Consider the following 17,149-nt stretch of genomic DNA (forward strand, 5'->3'; position numbering starts at 1 on the left):
CCGTAAGACAAATTTATTATATCCCTTACATCGCGGGGTGGAGCAGTTCGGTAGCTCGTTGGGCTCATAACCCAAAGGTCGCAGGTTCAAATCCTGCCCCCGCAACCAAATTAATTCAACTAACTACATTGATTTACATCTGTGCTAGTTGAATATCAGTAGTACTTTGGAGTGCAACCAAATTAATTCAACTAACTACGTTAACTGATTACTAGGCTAGTTGGTAAATTATTAATAATGGTCCGGTAGTTCAGTTGGTTAGAATGCCTGCCTGTCACGCAGGAGGTCGCGGGTTCGAGTCCCGTCCGGACCGCCACTTTTAAAAAAATACATAGAATATAACTAACCACACATGAATTCTTTTAAAGAATATCATGTGTTTTTTAATGTATAGGAATCCCTATCAAGTTATATCTTGTACATTTTAGGGTGTAAACTATCTACTTAGTTATAAAGAAATAATGATACCTTTTTCATTTTAGTGTTTTTTTTGCTATCATAAGTATAGTTACTGAGAAAATGGTGATAGTTATATGGATGAATTTGCGTTTATCGATTCAATTAAACAACGCTCTTATAAACAATCCTCTCTTTTGAAGGGGATTGGGGATGATGCTGCAGTGTTTCGTCAAACTTCTGAAGATATTGTCACTGCAGTGGATACATTTGTAGAAGGAGTCCACTTTTCCAGAGATACAATGCAACCATTTCACATTGGATATCGTGCGCTTGCTGCCAATATTAGTGATTTAGCAGCAATGGGTGCTACTCCAGCTTTCTTTTTAACATCTATCGTTAAACCGGAGAGTTGGCATGTACAAGAAGTGGAAGAGGTATTTATTGGTATGAAGGAGCTAGCGAATTCATACGGAATGGATTTAATAGGTGGTGACACCGTATCAGGTAAAGAATTGACTATATCTATTACTGTAATAGGATATGTACCAGGTGGAAGGGCTCGTTATCGTAGTGTTGCTCAAAAAGATGATATTGTTTTTGTAACTGGTACATTAGGCGATTCGCGTGCTGGTCTTCATCTGTTAACAGAAAATGATTTATATGAACATACTGAGTTTTTTATTCAGCGCCATCGCACTCCTACTCCAAGAGTAGAATTTGCTAAAAGCTTAATCAATATATCTCGCATCGCATTAAATGATATCAGCGACGGAATTGCTAATGAAGCAGCGGAAATTGCAGAAGCCTCTAATGTTGGAATGCTGCTGTATGATGAAAGTATTCCAACAAGCTCATTTTTCACCCAATTTTCTATGAAGCAACAACATGAGTGGAAGTACTTCGGTGGAGAAGATTTTGAATTAATGGGTACTGTATCGAGACAGGATTGGCCTTCTGTTAAGCTGGCTGCAGAAAAGACAAATACAAATTTATCTGAAATAGGAATTGTTACTGAAAAGAATAAAAATAGTAACGTCTTTATAATGAAAGATAATATAAAGCAGGGTTTAAATAAATGTGGATACACCCACTTTAGGTAGGTGAAGCTATTGAGTACACATATCATTAAGGCAAGTACAGAGGAAGAAACAAAGCATCTTGCTGAAAAGTTGGCAGTTTTACTTAAGCAGGAGACGTTATTACTTTGGAAGGTGATCTTGGTGCAGGGAAAACAACCTTTACGAAAGGGCTGGCTGAAGGTCTTGGAGTAAAAAGAAGTGTCAGCAGTCCTACTTTTACTATAATTAAAGAATATGAAGGAGAGCTTCCACTTTATCACATGGATGTCTACCGATTGGAGTATTCTGATGAAGATATAGGGTTTGATGAGTATTTTAATGGTAATGGTATTTCCGTTGTTGAATGGGCGACTTTTATTGAGGACTATCTTCCTGATGAACGTTTGAATATTAATATTTCTTATATTGACGAGCAAAGTAGAGAATTAAAATTCCAAGCAGTCGGTACGCATTTTGAATGGGTGTTGAATGAGTTAAAAAGGTAAAAAGAAATTGTTTGAAGTTAGAGGATGAACTGAACTTCAATGAGGAGTTACATGTATGAGTATATTGGCTATAGATACATCCAATCAAGCATTGGGTGTTGCTATTTTAAATGAAGAAAAAATTATAGGTGAGTTTACTACAAATATTGCTAAAAACCATTCATTAAGATTAATGCCAGCAATTGAACAGTTGATGAAAGAGGTTAATGTGGAGCCTCAGTCGTTGGAAAAGATAATTGTGGCTAAAGGGCCGGGTTCTTATACAGGTGTACGGATAGGTTTAGCTACTGCAAAAACAATGGCTTGGGCATTGGATATACCAGTTGTAGGGGTATCAAGTCTTAAAGTACTAGCCCATCAAGGACGCTTTTTTCAAGGGTATATTTGTCCTTTTTTCGATGCTCGACGTGGATTGGTCTATGCAGGATTATATCAATTGAAAAATGGCGAGATCCAACAAGTGTGGGATGAAGTAAATATACCTATAACTGATTTGTTATCTAAGCTTGCTGATGAGAATAAAGAAATTCTGTTTTTAAGTCCAGATATCGAAATCCATCGGGAAAATATTATTTCTTTAGTAGGAGGTCGTGCAGTTATCCCAGAGATGGCTTATCATATTTCACGTGCCTCCCACATAGCACTTGCAGGGTTAAATGAAACCCCGCAGTCTACACATGCTTTGACTCCAAATTATCTGCGTTTGGCAGAAGCGGAGGCAAAATGGTTAAATCAGCAGAAGGAAAAAGAAGAAAATGGCTGAAATCGTTATTCGTAAGATGCATATTATTGATGTAGATGCTGTTATGGAAGTAGAGAACGCCACCTTTTCCACTCCCTGGACCACAGACATATTTTATCAGGAGCTCGTCGATAATGATTATGCTCATTATTTTGTGATGGAAGCAGATAAGAAAATTATTGGTTATGTTGGTCTGTGGCTTGTGATAGATGATGCGCAAATTACAAATATCGCCATTATGCCAGGTTATCGTGGTAATAAACTTGGAAAGAAACTATTTGGGTTTACTATTCAACAGATACTCTTGCTCGGTGGGACACGTCTCTCCCTGGAAGTACGAAAATCAAATACAATAGCACAAAGGATGTATCGTAAATTTGGTCTTGTTCCTGGAGGCATTCGAAAAAATTATTATACAGATAACCAAGAAGATGCTATTGTCATGTGGGTGAATTTATTATGAAAAAAGATACGTTTATATTAGGTATTGAAACAAGCTGTGATGAAACTGCTGTAGCTATTGTCAAGAATGGAAAAGAGATTATTTCTAACGTAGTTGCTTCACAGATAGAGAGTCATAAGCGATTTGGGGGAGTTGTGCCTGAGATTGCTTCCCGGCATCATGTGGAGCAAATTACTGTCGTTCTGGAAGAAGCATTTACAGATGCTGAGCTAACTTGGGATTCCATTGACGCCATAGCGGTTACAGAAGGACCAGGACTTGTCGGAGCATTATTAGTTGGTGTTAATGCTGCAAAAGCCTTAGCCTTTGCAAAACAAAAACCACTTATTGGTGTCCATCATATTGCAGGACATATATACGCCAATCGACTTCAGAATGAATTTGAATTTCCTTTACTGGCTTTAATTGTTTCCGGTGGTCATACAGAACTTGTACTCATGAATGAACATGGGAAGTATGAGTTGTTAGGTGAGACAAGAGATGATGCTGCGGGAGAAGCGTATGATAAGGTTGCACGTATGTTAGAACTACCATATCCTGGTGGTCCGCAAATTGATCGTTTAGCCAAATCAGGCGAGGTGACTATTGACTTTCCACGAGCTTGGCTGGAGCAGGGAAGTTATGATTTCAGCTTCAGTGGTCTGAAATCATCTGTAATTAATACCATTCATAATGCCAAGCAACGAGGTGAGCTGCTCAGCAACGAGGATATTGCTGCAAGCTTTCAGGAGAGCGTTATTGATGTTTTAACAACGAAAACAGTAAATGCAGCCAAAGAATTTCAAGTAAAGCAGGTAATTGTAGCCGGAGGCGTTGCTGCAAATCAGGGTCTGCGCTCAGCTTTAGAAGAACAATTTAATCAGTTGAATATACCATTATTAATCCCTCCTCTCCACCTATGCACAGATAATGCTGCTATGATTGCCGCAGCAGGAACGATTGCTTATGAACAGGGTAGACGGTCAGGAATGGGTCTGAACGCAAATGCATCCCTGTTAATGAAATAAGAAAAGTTATGCACAGGTATGGGGATAATATTACTTATTAGTTATTAAATTAGGAAAAGAGTTGTGGACAATAAAAGTGGATAAGTATACAATTATCTGTGGATAGTGTGTATAACTTTGTTAACAACCTATCTTTGTTTATTTTGTAGCTCCTTTTATCTGTGGATAACTTGCATTAAACAATCGTTTGATTAAGCAAAAGAAATTTGGTGATTTGGTGTCAAAAAAACAATCTTATTATATACAGAACGACTTAATCTTTATCTTTTTCCTGTTTGTGTGCGTGAGCTTATTATCTATCTATAACGCGCAACAACTTGAACAATATGGTGGAGAGAACTTTGTATTAAAGCAAATTATCTGGTTTACAATCGGAGTATGCATCGTTGCTGCAATTCAATTTCTTGATTTAGACCAATTATACAAAGCTAGTATTTATATTTATGGGTTCGGTCTATTAATACTAGCTATTTTACTCGTAAGTCCGGAGAGTATTGCACGAGAAATAAATGGAGCTAAAAGCTGGTTTACATTTCCTGGCTTGTCACTACAGCCAGCTGAGTTTACAAAAATGGCTACTATTTTATTTCTAGCCGCTACGATTGATAAACATAAAACGAAGTATGGAATGCAATCTTTAAAAACTGACACGCTCCTATTAGTAAAACTTTTGATTATTATTGCCTTACCAGTACTGTTGATCATGGGGCAACCTGACTTTGGTACCGCAATGGTTTATCTATTTATTGCGGGGATGATTATTATTCTGTCAGGGATTGATTGGAAAATTATTATGACCTTGATTTTGGCAGGTGCTCTATTTGTTACCGCTGCTCTTGGATTTATAATTAAATTTCCGGATCTGGCCCAACAAATGGGTGTAGAAGCATACCAAATTGATCGAATTATGACATGGTTTGATCCATCTCAGCAATCCAGTGATGCGACTTTCCACTTCGATAGAGCATATATGGCTTTAGGTTCCGGTCAGTTATTTGGGAAGGGAATGGATAACCTGCAGGTTTCTTTTCCTGAAGCACACACTGATTTCATTTTTGCGGTTGTCGGAGAAAGCTTTGGTTTTATTGGCAGTGCACTGGTCATCTTTTTGTATTTTCTACTATTATACAAGCTGGTGACATTGGGATTAAGTGTTTATAAGCATAGCCCATTCGGTTCCTATTTATGTTTTGGATTTTTAAGCATTCTACTTATCCACATTTTTCAGAATATCGGTATGTCTTTGGGTATTATGCCGATTACAGGAATACCGCTCTTGTTGATAAGTTATGGAGGTAGTTCTGTCTTATCCACAATGATCGGTTTTGGGATTATATACAGGGTAGCAGTAGAGCACACCATTCATAATGATTATTTATTTAAATAAAAATGGCCCCGCCTTCTATAAAGGCAGGGGCCATTTTCTATTGACTTTAATAGGGATTATCCAAATGATTCACAAAATAGATATATTGCGAAGTAACTTGGTAGGGCTACAAACTCCCGTTTTAAAAAAATTCAATATAGCTAATTCCTAAAAACTTCTTTGCTCTCCAGCCAATAATTCATTCTGCGGCAGATTATCTTGCTCTGCAGCTGATTAATTCATTCTGCGGCAGATAATTTCGCTCTGCTGCCGATTAAATTGTTCTTCGGCTGATAATCTCGCTCTGCTGCCGATTAATTTGTTCTCCGGCCGATAGTTTAGCTCTGCTGCCGATTAAATTGCTTTCCGGCGGATACTCTCCGCTCTGCAGCTGATTGTCCCCACACTACTTCGGAGTTTCCTCCTACTATGAATATACGAGTTAACGTTTGCACCCCAACATTTGAAATAGAACCTTTGTTAATTAAATTTCCTCTTGTAATGCTGTCCATTCTTCCATCCAATTGTCTACTTGTTGTTTTAGTTCACTCGTTTGTTGTGTTAATTCAAGTGCTTTTTCGTGATCTTGGTATACTTCCGGTTGTGTCATTTTTTCTTCTAATTTCTCAATCTCAAGCTCCTGGTTTTCAATTAACTCTTCTAGTTCATTAATTCGCCGCTGCATCTTTCTTCTTTCGCTTTGCAGCTGCTTATCTTCTTTAAACGTTCTTTTTCTTTGATCGGTTGTGTTCACCGTTTCCTCTGTTTGCTGAAGCCTTTCCAATTCTGCTTGTTCTTCTTTTTTCTCAATATAATAGTCATAGTCGCCAAGATAAGTTGTAATTCCATCAGGATGCATTTCCGCAACTTGATCTGTAATTTTGTTTATAAAGTATCTATCATGGGATACAAAAATAATCGTACCAGGGAAGTCGTTTAACGCTGCTTCCAGTACCTCTTTACTATCAATGTCCAAATGGTTGGTAGGCTCATCAAAAATAAGAAGGTTTGCCTTTTGCATCATTAATTTGGCTAGAGCAAGTCTTGCTTTCTCACCACCACTTAATGAAGAGACCATCTTTAATACATCATCACCTGAGAAGAGGAAGTTACCAAGAACGGTACGAATGTCTTTCTCGTTTACAGTCGGATAGTCATCCCATAATTCCATGAGTACGGTTTTGGAAGAGGATAAGTTCGCTTGTTCCTGATCATAATAGCCAATCTGAACATTCGTCCCAAGCTGGATGGTGCCATTCTCTTGTTTATATTTTCCTAAAATAATTTTTAATAAAGTAGTCTTGCCTATCCCATTAGGACCAACCAATGCTACGCGTTCCCCACGGTTTACGTGGAGCTTTACATTGGTAAATAAATACTTTTCTTCTTCCGGATAACGAAAAGATAACCCATCTGCTTTTAACACATCATTCCCACTTCTTGTCGTAACCTGAAATGAAAAAGAAGCGGAAGCCTCATCACCAAGTGGTCTATCCATTTTTTCCATTTTCTCCAATTGTTTTCTTCTACTTTGTGCTCGTTTGGTTGTAGAAGCCCGTACAATGTTACGTTGGATAAAATCTTCCATCTTTTTAATTTCTGTTTGTTGCTTTTCAAACTCTTTAAGTTCCTTATCGTAATCGATTGCTTTTTGTTCGAGAAACTTGCTATATGAACCATGATATTTCTTAGTTTTATGGCGAGATATTTCATAAACAATCGATACGGTCTTATCTAAAAAGTACCTGTCATGGGAAACAATAACAATGGCTCCTGGATAACTAACTAGATAGCCTTCCAGCCAGCTGAGTGTATCAATATCCAAATGGTTGGTCGGTTCATCCAGAATTAGCAACTGTGGTTTTTTCAATAATAATTTACCTAATGCCAATCTTGTTTTCTGACCACCACTTAAGTCACTTATGGGTGTTTCATAATCTTTATCGTGAAAATGCAAGCCATTTAGAACAGCTTTAATGTCTGCTTCATATGTATAGCCGCCATCACGCTGAAATGCTTGCTGCAGCTCATCATACTGCTGTAGTACTCTTTCATATTCTCCATGCTTAACGTCGCAGCCTGTTCCATCTGTTGTTCCATCGAACGAATCTGCTTCTCAAGGCCGAGAAGGTGTTCAAATACATCAAGCATTTCAGCCCATATCGTTTTGCCAGATTCAAGTGTCATATGTTGAGATAGATATCCCATCGTTAGATCCTTTGGTTTTAAAAGCTCCCCACCATCATGAGAGAACTCTCCTGCCATAATTTTTAACAGGGTAGATTTGCCAGCCCCGTTTCTTCCAACAATAGCTATTCTATCATTATCTTTTACTTCCATTTTTATATTCGACAAAATCTCTTCTGCGCCAAATGACTTAGAGATCCCATTTAACTGCATTAATATCATTATTTTCACCTCATCCCTTTTAGTGTATCTCAAAATGAATTGGCGAGGCAATATTATTGTGAATTTAGTCACGACTTCCAGCCTTATTTCTGCTAGAATAGAGAAGAAGTTCAATGTATTGGAGATGAGCTTATGTCTGAATTCACGCATTTTAATGAACAAGGCAGAGCAAGAATGGTGGACATTAGTGAAAAGAAAGAGACAGAACGCACAGCTGTCGCAAGATCAAGTGTTCAAATGTCCGAAGAAGTTTATAAAAAAATTACTCAGAACGAGATAAAAAAAGGTGATGTACTAGCTGTGGCCCAGGTTGCCGGGATTATGGCAGCTAAGAAAACCTCAGATTGGATTCCAATGTGTCATCCATTACAGCTTAAAGGAGTGGATATTTCCTTTAATTGGCAGGTTGGCGAGAATTACTATGAGTTGCAGATTGAAGTGTTTGTTAAAACGAAAGGCAGCACTGGAGTAGAGATGGAGGCACTAACTGCAGCATCTGCCAGTGCACTTACCATATATGATATGTGTAAAGCCGTGGATAAAGGAATGATTATTGGCCAAACATATTTACTGGAGAAAAAGGGCGGTAAATCTGGTGATTATCGTTTGGATGAAAGAAGGAATAACAATGGATCAAAATAAAATACCTCAGGCAACAGCAAAGCGTTTACCATTATATTATCGTTTTTTAAATAACCTTAATCAACAAGGGAAGAAAAGAGTATCTTCCAAGGAATTAAGTGAAGCAGTTAAGGTGGATTCTGCGACGATCAGAAGGGATTTCTCTTATTTCGGAGCTCTAGGAAAAAAAGGATATGGGTACAATGTGGAATATTTACTTGGTTTTTTCAGGAAAACACTCGATCAGGATGAGACGACAGAAGTAGCATTGATTGGTGTAGGGAATTTGGGTACGGCATTTTTGCATTATAATTTTATGAAGAATAATAACATCCAAATTCAAATGGCCTTTGATGCAGACCCGGAAAAAGTAGGTACAGATATAGGTGATGTACCTATTTACCATATTGATGAGTTAGAGGAGAAGTTAAACGGAATCAAAGTGGCAATTTTGACCATTCCAGCACATGAAACGGATCAGGTTACCGACAGACTGGTGGAGCAAGGTATTGATGGAATATTGAATTTCACACCCGCACGTATTACCGTACCTAATCATATTCGGGTCCATCATATTGACCTGGCCGTAGAGCTACAGGCACTTGTTTACTTCTTAAAGCATTATCCCTTACAAGTCGACCAGGCGGATAAGTAGGTCCTAAGAAATAAAATAAAAAGAAGAAGTAGCGTGTGAGAAGCTACTTCTTCTTTTTATTTTTCATTCGATAATGCAATCTAATTAGTCGAATACCTACCCCAATTTCTAATGTCGCAAATAGAGCAAGCACCATTGTTGTAACATTCCATATCGTATCTCCCGCGCTGATAATGGCAATATAGGTGAAAAATATTCCCATAGCGAAGTAGATAATTGCCATTGTCCTTGGTGAAATTTTCATGAATTTAGCCTCCAAAAATAATTGCTTGCAATTGCTCCAATTGCTGCTCCAGTTCTTTTGGATCTATATTAAACTGGGCAAGCACTACTGTTGTATTCATCGCCATGTGAACAATAATCGGAACAATGATCCGCTTTGTTTTTACATATAGGAAAGCAAATACAAATCCCATGGAAGCATACACAAGAAGATGTTGTGGCTCTCCATGAATGATCCCGAATATAAGGGCTGAAAGTAATGCAGCAATAATAAAATTTGTCCTTAGATACAGCTGACCAAAAATGATCTTTCGGAAAATAATCTCTTCCAATATTGGTGCAATAAGTGCAGGGATGACCATAAATAAGGGAGTTGCCCTTGTTACATCCATGATTAACTTAGTGTTTTCAGAACTCTGCGTAATACCGAATACTTTCATTTCGATTGTTGCTGAAATACCCTGAGCCAAAAAGGCCATGATGAGACCGATAATGGACCATGCAACTATTTCTCCCCCAGTAGAAGCATCTCGCTGACTTCCTTTTTTCATTTCAGGCTTCATTAAAAATAAAACAACAACCAAGCCGAGGATAAAGCTTATGATCGACCAGTAAACAACAGCTTGATGTTCTGTTAGTGGTAATAAAATGTAAAGCAGTGGGGCAAATAAGAGCCCTGAAAACTGCATGATTATATAAGAAATAATTACCCACCAATATCTTTTCGTCAAATCGCAACGATCCCTTCATGTGTTGGAATGCCTTTTGTTGGTAAAAAAGGTTTTGTTTAGTGTATGTTAGAAAAACAAGTTGTAGAAATAAACAACCTGTATCTAAATATTTTAGCATAAAATAGATTTTGCTTATAATAGAATGGTTTCGGAGGAGAAAAGAGTAAAAAACTAAAAAATTAATATATCTCCTACTTGCATTTTGTTATGGAATTATTTATCATAATAATTGGGATTAGCACTCGGCATATTAGAGTGCTAACAAATCAAAAATGAGAATAGAATTAAGGAGGCTTTCCACATGATTAAACCACTAGGAGATCGTGTAGTAATTGAGCTTGTTGAGCAAGAAGAAAAAACTGCAAGCGGAATTGTACTTCCAGACTCTGCAAAGGAAAAACCACAAGAAGGTAAAGTAATTGCAGTAGGTTCAGGACGTGTTACTGAAAATGGTGAGAAAATTGCACTTGAAGTTTCAGAAGGTGACCGCATCATTTTCTCTAAATTTGCTGGCACAGAAGTTAAATACGAAGGCAATGAATACTTAATTCTTCGTGAAAATGATATCTTAGCAGTAGTTAGCTAAAAATCAATGAATAAAGAATAAATATACTTATCAAAGATTTCAAGGAGGGCATTTACATGGCTAAAGAAATTAAATTCAGTGAAGACGCTCGTCGCGCGATGCTACGTGGTGTAGATACATTAGCAAATGCAGTTAAAGTAACTTTAGGGCCAAAAGGTCGTAACGTTGTTTTAGATAAAAAATTTGGTTCCCCACTCATTACAAATGATGGTGTTACCATTGCAAAAGAAATTGAACTTGAAGATCATTTCGAGAACATGGGTGCACAGCTTGTATCTGAAGTTGCTTCCAAAACAAATGATGTAGCTGGTGACGGTACAACAACTGCAACTGTACTTGCACAAGCAATGATCCGTGAAGGTCTTAAAAACGTAGCATCAGGTGCAAACCCTGTTGGCGTACGTCGCGGAATTGAAAAAGCAGTTGAAGTAGCTGTTAACGAATTAAAATCAATTACAAACCCAATTGAAAGTAAAGAATCCATTGCACAGGTTGCAGCAATCTCTTCTGGTGATGAAGAAGTAGGTAACCTGATTGCTGAAGCTATGGAGCGCGTTGGTAATGACGGTGTTATTACAATTGAAGAATCTAAAGGCTTCAATACAGAGCTTGAAGTAGTTGAAGGTATGCAATTCGATCGTGGATATGCTTCTCCATACATGGTTACTGACCAGGATAAAATGGAAGCAGTTCTTGAAGATCCGTATATCCTAATCACAGATAAGAAAATTGGTAACATCCAAGAAGTATTACCAGTACTTGAGCAAGTAGTTCAACAAGGTAAACCACTTCTATTAATTGCAGAAGATGTAGAAGGTGAAGCACTAGCAACACTTGTTGTTAACAAGCTTCGCGGAACATTCAATGCTGTAGCTGTAAAAGCTCCAGGATTTGGTGACCGTCGTAAAGCAATGCTTGAAGATATCGCTACATTAACTGGTGCAGAAGTAATTACTGAAGATCTTGGTTTAGATCTGAAGAGCGCTACAATTGACCAATTAGGTCGCGCTTCTAAAGTAGTTGTTACAAAAGAAAACACAACAGTAGTAGAAGGTTCAGGTAACCCTGAAGCAATCTCTGCACGTGTAGCACAAATCCGCGCACAAGCAGAAGAAACTACTTCTGATTTTGATAAAGAAAAATTACAAGAGCGTCTTGCTAAATTAGCTGGCGGTGTAGCAGTAATTAAAGTTGGTGCTGCAACTGAAACAGAACTTAAAGAACGTAAACTACGTATTGAGGATGCATTAAACTCAACTCGTGCAGCAGTAGAAGAAGGTATTGTTGCTGGTGGTGGTACTGCATTTGTTAATATCTACAATAAAGTAAGCGAGCTAAACCTTGAAGGTGACGAAGGAACTGGAGCAAGTATTGTACGTCGTGCAATGGAAGAACCAGTTCGTCAAATCGCTCACAATGCTGGTCAAGAAGGATCTATCATTGTTGAACGTCTAAAAGGTGAAAAAGTAGGCGTTGGTTACAATGCAGCTACTGGCGAATGGGTAAACATGATTGAAGCAGGTATTGTTGACCCAACGAAAGTAACTCGTTCTGCATTACAAAACGCAGCATCTGTAGCAGCTATGTTCCTAACTACCGAAGCAGTAGTCGCTGACCTTCCAGAAGAAGATGGCGCAGCTGGCGGCGGAATGCCTGACATGGGCGGCATGGGTGGAATGGGCGGCATGATGTAATATAGGTTATAAAACCTTGTTATATCAGTGTCCATAACCGATATGTTTGAATTTAGTGTCCGAAAAAGTGACCGATATTAGTTTTTGAAATTATAGAGGGGTTTCCATTGGGTTAGATTCATTGGAAGCCTCTTTATTTTTAATCTGGGAATTAATAATAAAAATAAGGTACTTAATCTTTTTGTTATGGCTGCTATACTCCTAGACAGGGATATTCCATCATTAAAAATAATTATTCCTATTGTAATTAAAAGGGGCATCAAATTATATCACTTACTTATATTTGATACCCTGTCTATTATGGGATTGAAACAGCTAATGTTGCAACAAATAAAGATAAAAAGCTTAAAGAGTTATTCATTTCTTTTGTTTGACACGACAAAAATGTTTTTAGTTTCTCTAATTGCCCTATCGAAAACCCTTTAATTATTTCGTAGCAGATACTTTCATTTTTAGATGCCAATAACTCTTTTGAAGTATCTCTAATTATTTCTTCTGTTACAAATTTGTTTAAATTAAACTTATCCATAATTCTTTCCCACCTGAACGTGCACAATTGAATTTTTTGTCAATAATCGTGTTATTAGAATGATATAATAAAATCTGAAATTTTTTTAAAAGTTATATACATAAAATTCGCTTATATATTACGTATATAATACTTCGTTCGTATGTTATCAATTAATAAGTTTCTTAGAGGTGTTTTTCATTAAGTTACTAAACTTAGTAGAAGCCTCTTTTTTTATGTTTTTAGTCATGTGAGCGTATATATCCATAGTCGTTTGTATATCGGCATGACCGAGTCTTTCCTGAATCTCTTTAATGTGAACACCAGCTTCAATTAGTAATGATGTATGAGTGTGTCTAAAAGAATGTGGTGTAATAACTTTTTTAATAGTTGTCTTTTTTAATAATCGTTGTAGTCGAATGGATATAGCTTTTATTGTTTTGGGATATCCTTCGTTAGTAGCAAAGATAAAGTCATGATCATTATAGAAGGGATTGTTTACCCTTTTGATCAGATTCTGTTCTTCTTTATGCTGCTGTAACAAGGTTATTAATAATTCGTCTATGGTTATTATACGTCTTGATGTTTTTGTTTTTGGCGTTAGTAATTGATATTTTAATTTGTTGTTAGTTGGATTATAATACGTTCTTATAACACGTAACGTATGGTTGTCAAAATCAATATCAGACCATTTCAAGGCAACCAATTCACCTACACGTAAGCCTGTATAAGCTAACATTGCGAAAACGACTAAGTCGCTTTCTAAGCCTTCGTCCTTTGTGATGGTTAAAAAATCCTCTAGTTCTTCTATTTCAAGATATTTTTCAGTAATCGAATTATCTTTTTCAAGATCCTCAACTGTTTCTTTTTTCTTTGGTAATATTATCTCTTCTGACGGTGAGACTTTAATTAATTTATTTTGGAACGCATACTGGAAAACCATGCTTGCCGAAGTATGAATACTTGAGACATAATTAGTGCTAAAATTGTTGGCTAATTTGTCTATGGTGTCTTGATAGGCTTTTTTTGTTATCTTTTGTATCGGAGTATTGCCAAAATCATTAAGAATATGTTTCAAAGCAATTTTTCTTGCTCTTACACTGCTGTCTTTAGCACCTTGTGAATGGTAATGGTTTTTCCAGTCAGTATATAATTCACCAAAAGTAATGTTAGATGGTTGAATATACTCTCCGTTATGAAATTGCCTTTCAAACAGGGCTGCGGCAAGTTTCGCATCTTTTTGGGTTAAAAAGCCTTCTTTTGCCTTTCTTATATCCTTGCCTGTTATCGGGTCTGTCCCCATGTAGGCACGAAATCCCCATCTAGTACCTTTTTTAGTCTTTTTTTTGTATATGCGAGCCATGAGCAGTCACCTACTGTAAGATATTATTGATCACTTTCTTCTTGATCAAAGAGTATTTCTAGCATTTTTATCGCTTTCTTTTTTTTATTTTTGTTTAATAGTTCACCTTTAAAATAAACCTTATCTAAATTGCTTAATCTAAAGTGAATATCATCGGTTTTGAGGTTTACTTCATTTTTAGCATTTTGTTTAACGAAATTTTCAGTATAAATTTCTTCATATTCTCTTTTTAGGTTAATTTCCTTTTCGGAGAGTTCTTTTTTATTAAAAGGATCCCACATTATTTGAATCTTATATAAATCGGGAACATCATGTCCATTTAAAATAGCATCAAAAACATTTGTGTCAAAACCTGCTGCCTCAAACCTATTAGTTAAAAATTCGAAAATATCATCTTCTCCATAACTCTTACCTAGTTTAATTAGGTCATCTATATTAGATGGTCCGTATTCTTCTATTATCCGTATTTTTTGTTCTGTTAAGCCAGTTTCGGTTGATAACTCATCTAATGTTTTTAACGAAAGAAGCCTTCTAGTAAATAAATAATATTTACCAGGCTTATTATGAAGCATATCGACAAGTAAGTCAGAATAATCAATATTCATAAAATTTATAGATGAAATTTTTTCTTCTAACTTCTGAAAATCGCCTCTATCAAATTTCAACCTAATAATTGAATCAAGAACTGGAATATCTAATTTGACATTTATTCCTTCTATCAAATCTAAATTACCTTTCATTTTCCCATTTTCTACATTAGATATATAGCCGTGAGTTAATCCAATATTATCAGCCAATTCTGATAAAGTCATTTTCATTTCTTTTCTTCTCTTCTTTAAATACTTACCAAATAAGTTATTATTCATAATTTCACCTCCGAAATAGTTTTTTCTATTATGTTATGGGTATAACATAACACTAAAATTAAAAGTTGACAACAATAACAACATAATGCTATGTTATAAACGTAACATACATACAAACTATTAATTTTAAAAATATAACAATAGAGGAAGGGAATTGCAGATGAAAGCTGTGGAAGTTAAACAATTAATTAAATCATCCGGATTAAAGCAGTGGCATGTTGCAGAATTTTATGGGTTGAGTGAAGGTAATTTCTGTCGCTTATTGCGTAAAGATCCATCAAAGAAAATACTGTCTAAAATTATGGAAGCTATTGAAACAGCAAAAGAAGTTTACGGAGACAATCAAGGTGGTGAAATTAATGATTAATATTGAAGTTGATCAGAAAACTATTAACAGTATGCTTGAAAAAGCAATTGACGAGAAAGTCGATGAAATTGTTAAACAAAAATATTTTTTAACTTACAGTGAATTATCTAAGTACTTAAATATTAGTAAACCAGTTATTGAAGATCGCTTAATAAAAAATGGATTAAAATACTATCGAGTCGGAAGTAAGTATTTATTTAAACGTGATGAAGTAGATGAGTTTCTGGATGATATGACGGCAAATATGACAGCAACAAATAATGATCTTAAGTTTTATCGTAGATTGCAAGAAGGGGCTAAGAATATATAATCTTATGCAAGTGGAAATTCTATTATGGAAAATTGATTAATTTCTTGAAATAAGGCTTAATAAGGCAAGAAGGTGGGGTGAGTAGATGTCAAAAGGCTGGATAAAATTGTACCGAGATATCAAAGATCATTGGATCTATCAAGAATCTAGGAAGTTTTCGAAATATGAAGCATGGCTAGATATGTTGATGAGTGCAAATTATAAAGATAATAAGTTTGTTTTGGGAAATGAATTAATAGAAGTGAAAAGAGGTCAGTTTGTAACTTCTATTCGAAGATTATGTAACGAATGGGACTGGTCGAATACGAAAGTGGTACAGTTTTTAGAGCTGTTACAAAAAGACGGAATGATAGAAGTAACTAAAGACACAAAAAAGACGGTTATAACCATTATCAAATATGACATCTACCAAACCTCGAACGACACAGAAAAAACGGAAAACACTCATGAAGACGACACAGAACAGATACAAAAACATACAAATAAGAAAGTAAAGAATGAAAATAAAAAAGAAGAAGAAATAAATAATGAGCGTCCGAATAACATTGCATACGAAATATTACAAGACTATTTAATAGAAAGAGAAATTGATCAGCAAACAATCAATCAAACTATCAGAGAATTAATGAATCGTAATATAGATTTGTTCTTAATGGATAATGTTGAAAAACAATTTGAACATATGATGGAGAAGCTGAATTATGGAGAAGTGGACAATCATAATGGTTTTCCTGTGTACTTTGCCAATGGACTTCAAATGCGGTCTATTCAATCAAACGCTAGTAGAAATTATCAAAAAGAAAAATTAAGAGAATATGAGATTGCAATGCTAGAAAAACGAGAAAGAGATACAAGCTTTTATTACAATTGGCTTGATGCCTAATTATGGGTTTAAAGCCTCTCAGATGGTTATCAGTCGTTTTTTGAAGGATTGCTAGAGGAGGAAATGTAGAAAAGGTGAAAAACGTTTATATGGCTTCTAAAAACTGTTTAAAGGCATAAGTCGTCTTTGAAACTCTTCCGTCAACTTTACACCTGGGTGTTTTAACTGATGAACAGTCAATTCTCCTTTTTGCGACTTCAAATTCTTTTTTATTTTTTCGTTGTTTGGAAATTCTATTTCTAGATAAGTAAGGACGTGTTTTGCAACACAAATTGCCTGCTCATTTAACCAAGTCAATTTGAATAATTAGTTAGTATTTTTTTTATTTCATTTCATAAGTTCTTATTATTTACAATTCTTATTTCTGGTTGCTTGTCTTAAAAGAAGCCACCA

At 35.9% G+C, this 17,149-nt stretch carries 17 protein-coding genes, 2 tRNA genes and 2 pseudogenes; 15 read left to right on the plus strand and 6 right to left on the minus strand.

Going from position 1 to position 17,149, the window contains the following annotated elements; translation table 11 throughout:
- Positions 1-31: 31 nt before the first annotated feature.
- From JCM12304_RS07775 to JCM12304_RS07810, 8 genes and pseudogenes are all read left to right on the plus strand, one after another.
- A tRNA-Met gene (locus JCM12304_RS07775) sits at positions 32-108 on the plus strand.
- Between the two features lie 131 nt (positions 109-239).
- Positions 240-316 (plus strand) — tRNA-Asp (locus JCM12304_RS07780).
- Positions 317-533: 217 nt separating this feature from the next.
- Positions 534-1,499 (plus strand): thiamine-phosphate kinase, encoded by a 966-nt coding sequence (gene thiL / locus JCM12304_RS07785; RefSeq protein ID WP_019375560.1) that lies wholly within the window; start codon positions 534-536, stop codon positions 1,497-1,499.
- A gap of 9 nt (positions 1,500-1,508) precedes the next feature.
- Positions 1,509-1,963 (plus strand): annotated as a pseudogene (tsaE, locus tag JCM12304_RS07790) (tRNA (adenosine(37)-N6)-threonylcarbamoyltransferase complex ATPase subunit type 1 TsaE).
- A 55-nt stretch (positions 1,964-2,018) separates the two neighbouring features.
- Positions 2,019-2,726: a tRNA (adenosine(37)-N6)-threonylcarbamoyltransferase complex dimerization subunit type 1 TsaB gene (tsaB, locus tag JCM12304_RS07795; protein WP_060679578.1), complete on the plus strand. Its 708-nt coding sequence runs from the start codon at positions 2,019-2,021 to the stop codon at positions 2,724-2,726.
- The gene (rimI, locus tag JCM12304_RS07800; RefSeq protein WP_060679579.1) at positions 2,719-3,168 is read left to right on the plus strand and encodes a ribosomal protein S18-alanine N-acetyltransferase; all 450 of its coding nucleotides are present in this window, start codon (positions 2,719-2,721) and stop codon (positions 3,166-3,168) included. The genes tsaB and rimI overlap by 8 nt, the downstream gene beginning before the upstream one ends.
- The gene (gene tsaD / locus JCM12304_RS07805) at positions 3,165-4,175 is read left to right on the plus strand and encodes a tRNA (adenosine(37)-N6)-threonylcarbamoyltransferase complex transferase subunit TsaD (protein WP_060679581.1); all 1,011 of its coding nucleotides are present in this window, start codon (positions 3,165-3,167) and stop codon (positions 4,173-4,175) included. Before rimI ends, tsaD begins: the two co-directional genes overlap by 4 nt.
- 187 nt (positions 4,176-4,362) lie before the next feature.
- Complete coding sequence (locus tag JCM12304_RS07810) at positions 4,363-5,562, plus strand: FtsW/RodA/SpoVE family cell cycle protein (protein WP_223280658.1); 1,200 nt, start codon at positions 4,363-4,365, stop codon at positions 5,560-5,562.
- A 463-nt stretch (positions 5,563-6,025) separates the two neighbouring features.
- Here the strand turns inward: JCM12304_RS07810 and JCM12304_RS07815 are convergent.
- Positions 6,026-7,950: pseudogene (locus JCM12304_RS07815) on the minus strand (ABC transporter ATP-binding protein).
- A 132-nt stretch (positions 7,951-8,082) separates the two neighbouring features.
- Here JCM12304_RS07815 and moaC point away from each other — a divergent pair.
- Together moaC and JCM12304_RS07825 are read left to right on the plus strand one after the other, a co-directional pair.
- Positions 8,083-8,592 carry a cyclic pyranopterin monophosphate synthase MoaC gene (moaC, locus tag JCM12304_RS07820; protein WP_019375568.1) on the plus strand — a complete coding sequence of 170 codons (510 nt, stop codon included), beginning with the start codon at positions 8,083-8,085 and terminating at the stop codon, positions 8,590-8,592.
- Positions 8,579-9,226 (plus strand): redox-sensing transcriptional repressor Rex, encoded by a 648-nt coding sequence (locus JCM12304_RS07825; protein WP_060679584.1) that lies wholly within the window; start codon positions 8,579-8,581, stop codon positions 9,224-9,226. Before moaC ends, JCM12304_RS07825 begins: the two co-directional genes overlap by 14 nt.
- 43 nt (positions 9,227-9,269) lie before the next feature.
- On the opposite strand, the gene JCM12304_RS07830 is transcribed toward JCM12304_RS07825, so the two are convergent.
- Together JCM12304_RS07830 and JCM12304_RS07835 are read right to left on the minus strand one after the other, a co-directional pair.
- Positions 9,270-9,470 (minus strand): YdiK family protein, encoded by a 201-nt coding sequence (locus JCM12304_RS07830; protein ID WP_019375570.1) that lies wholly within the window; start codon positions 9,468-9,470, stop codon positions 9,270-9,272.
- A 4-nt stretch (positions 9,471-9,474) separates the two neighbouring features.
- On the minus strand, positions 9,475-10,179 hold the full coding sequence (locus tag JCM12304_RS07835; protein WP_060679589.1) for a CPBP family intramembrane glutamic endopeptidase: 705 nt from the start codon (positions 10,177-10,179) through the stop codon (positions 9,475-9,477).
- Positions 10,180-10,480: 301 nt separating this feature from the next.
- Here JCM12304_RS07835 and groES point away from each other — a divergent pair, with 301 nt between their 5' ends.
- Together groES and groL are read left to right on the plus strand one after the other, a co-directional pair.
- On the plus strand, positions 10,481-10,765 hold the full coding sequence (gene groES / locus JCM12304_RS07840) for a co-chaperone GroES (RefSeq protein ID WP_060679591.1): 285 nt from the start codon (positions 10,481-10,483) through the stop codon (positions 10,763-10,765).
- 56 nt (positions 10,766-10,821) lie between these two features.
- Entirely contained in the window at positions 10,822-12,459 is a 1,638-nt protein-coding gene (gene groL, locus JCM12304_RS07845) for a chaperonin GroEL (protein ID WP_019375573.1), read from the plus strand.
- 298 nt (positions 12,460-12,757) lie between these two features.
- Here groL and JCM12304_RS07850 read toward each other — a convergent pair whose 3' ends face one another.
- The 3 genes from JCM12304_RS07850 to JCM12304_RS07860 form a co-directional block, all read right to left on the minus strand.
- Positions 12,758-12,988, minus strand: coding sequence for a hypothetical protein (locus tag JCM12304_RS07850; protein WP_060679593.1), 231 nt, complete (start codon positions 12,986-12,988; stop codon positions 12,758-12,760).
- Positions 12,989-13,136: 148 nt separating this feature from the next.
- Positions 13,137-14,330: a site-specific integrase gene (locus JCM12304_RS07855; RefSeq protein WP_060679595.1), complete on the minus strand. Its 1,194-nt coding sequence runs from the start codon at positions 14,328-14,330 to the stop codon at positions 13,137-13,139.
- Between the two features lie 23 nt (positions 14,331-14,353).
- Positions 14,354-15,196 carry a helix-turn-helix domain-containing protein gene (locus JCM12304_RS07860; RefSeq protein WP_060679596.1) on the minus strand — a complete coding sequence of 281 codons (843 nt, stop codon included), beginning with the start codon at positions 15,194-15,196 and terminating at the stop codon, positions 14,354-14,356.
- A gap of 154 nt (positions 15,197-15,350) precedes the next feature.
- Between JCM12304_RS07860 and JCM12304_RS07865 the strand changes: the two genes are divergently transcribed.
- The 3 genes from JCM12304_RS07865 (at position 15,351) to JCM12304_RS07875 (ending at position 16,756) form a co-directional block, all read left to right on the plus strand.
- On the plus strand, positions 15,351-15,563 hold the full coding sequence (locus JCM12304_RS07865; protein ID WP_218185777.1) for a hypothetical protein: 213 nt from the start codon (positions 15,351-15,353) through the stop codon (positions 15,561-15,563).
- Positions 15,556-15,873 carry a helix-turn-helix domain-containing protein gene (locus JCM12304_RS07870; RefSeq protein ID WP_060679600.1) on the plus strand — a complete coding sequence of 106 codons (318 nt, stop codon included), beginning with the start codon at positions 15,556-15,558 and terminating at the stop codon, positions 15,871-15,873. Before JCM12304_RS07865 ends, JCM12304_RS07870 begins: the two co-directional genes overlap by 8 nt.
- An 85-nt stretch (positions 15,874-15,958) precedes the next feature.
- Positions 15,959-16,756: a hypothetical protein gene (locus JCM12304_RS07875; RefSeq protein ID WP_060679602.1), complete on the plus strand. Its 798-nt coding sequence runs from the start codon at positions 15,959-15,961 to the stop codon at positions 16,754-16,756.
- Positions 16,757-17,149: the final 393 nt, after the last annotated feature.

The sequence above is a fragment of the Virgibacillus halodenitrificans JCM 12304 genome, assembly GCF_001310895.1.
GTDB classification, from domain to species: Bacteria; Bacillota; Bacilli; order Bacillales; family Amphibacillaceae; genus Virgibacillus_Q; species Virgibacillus_Q halodenitrificans.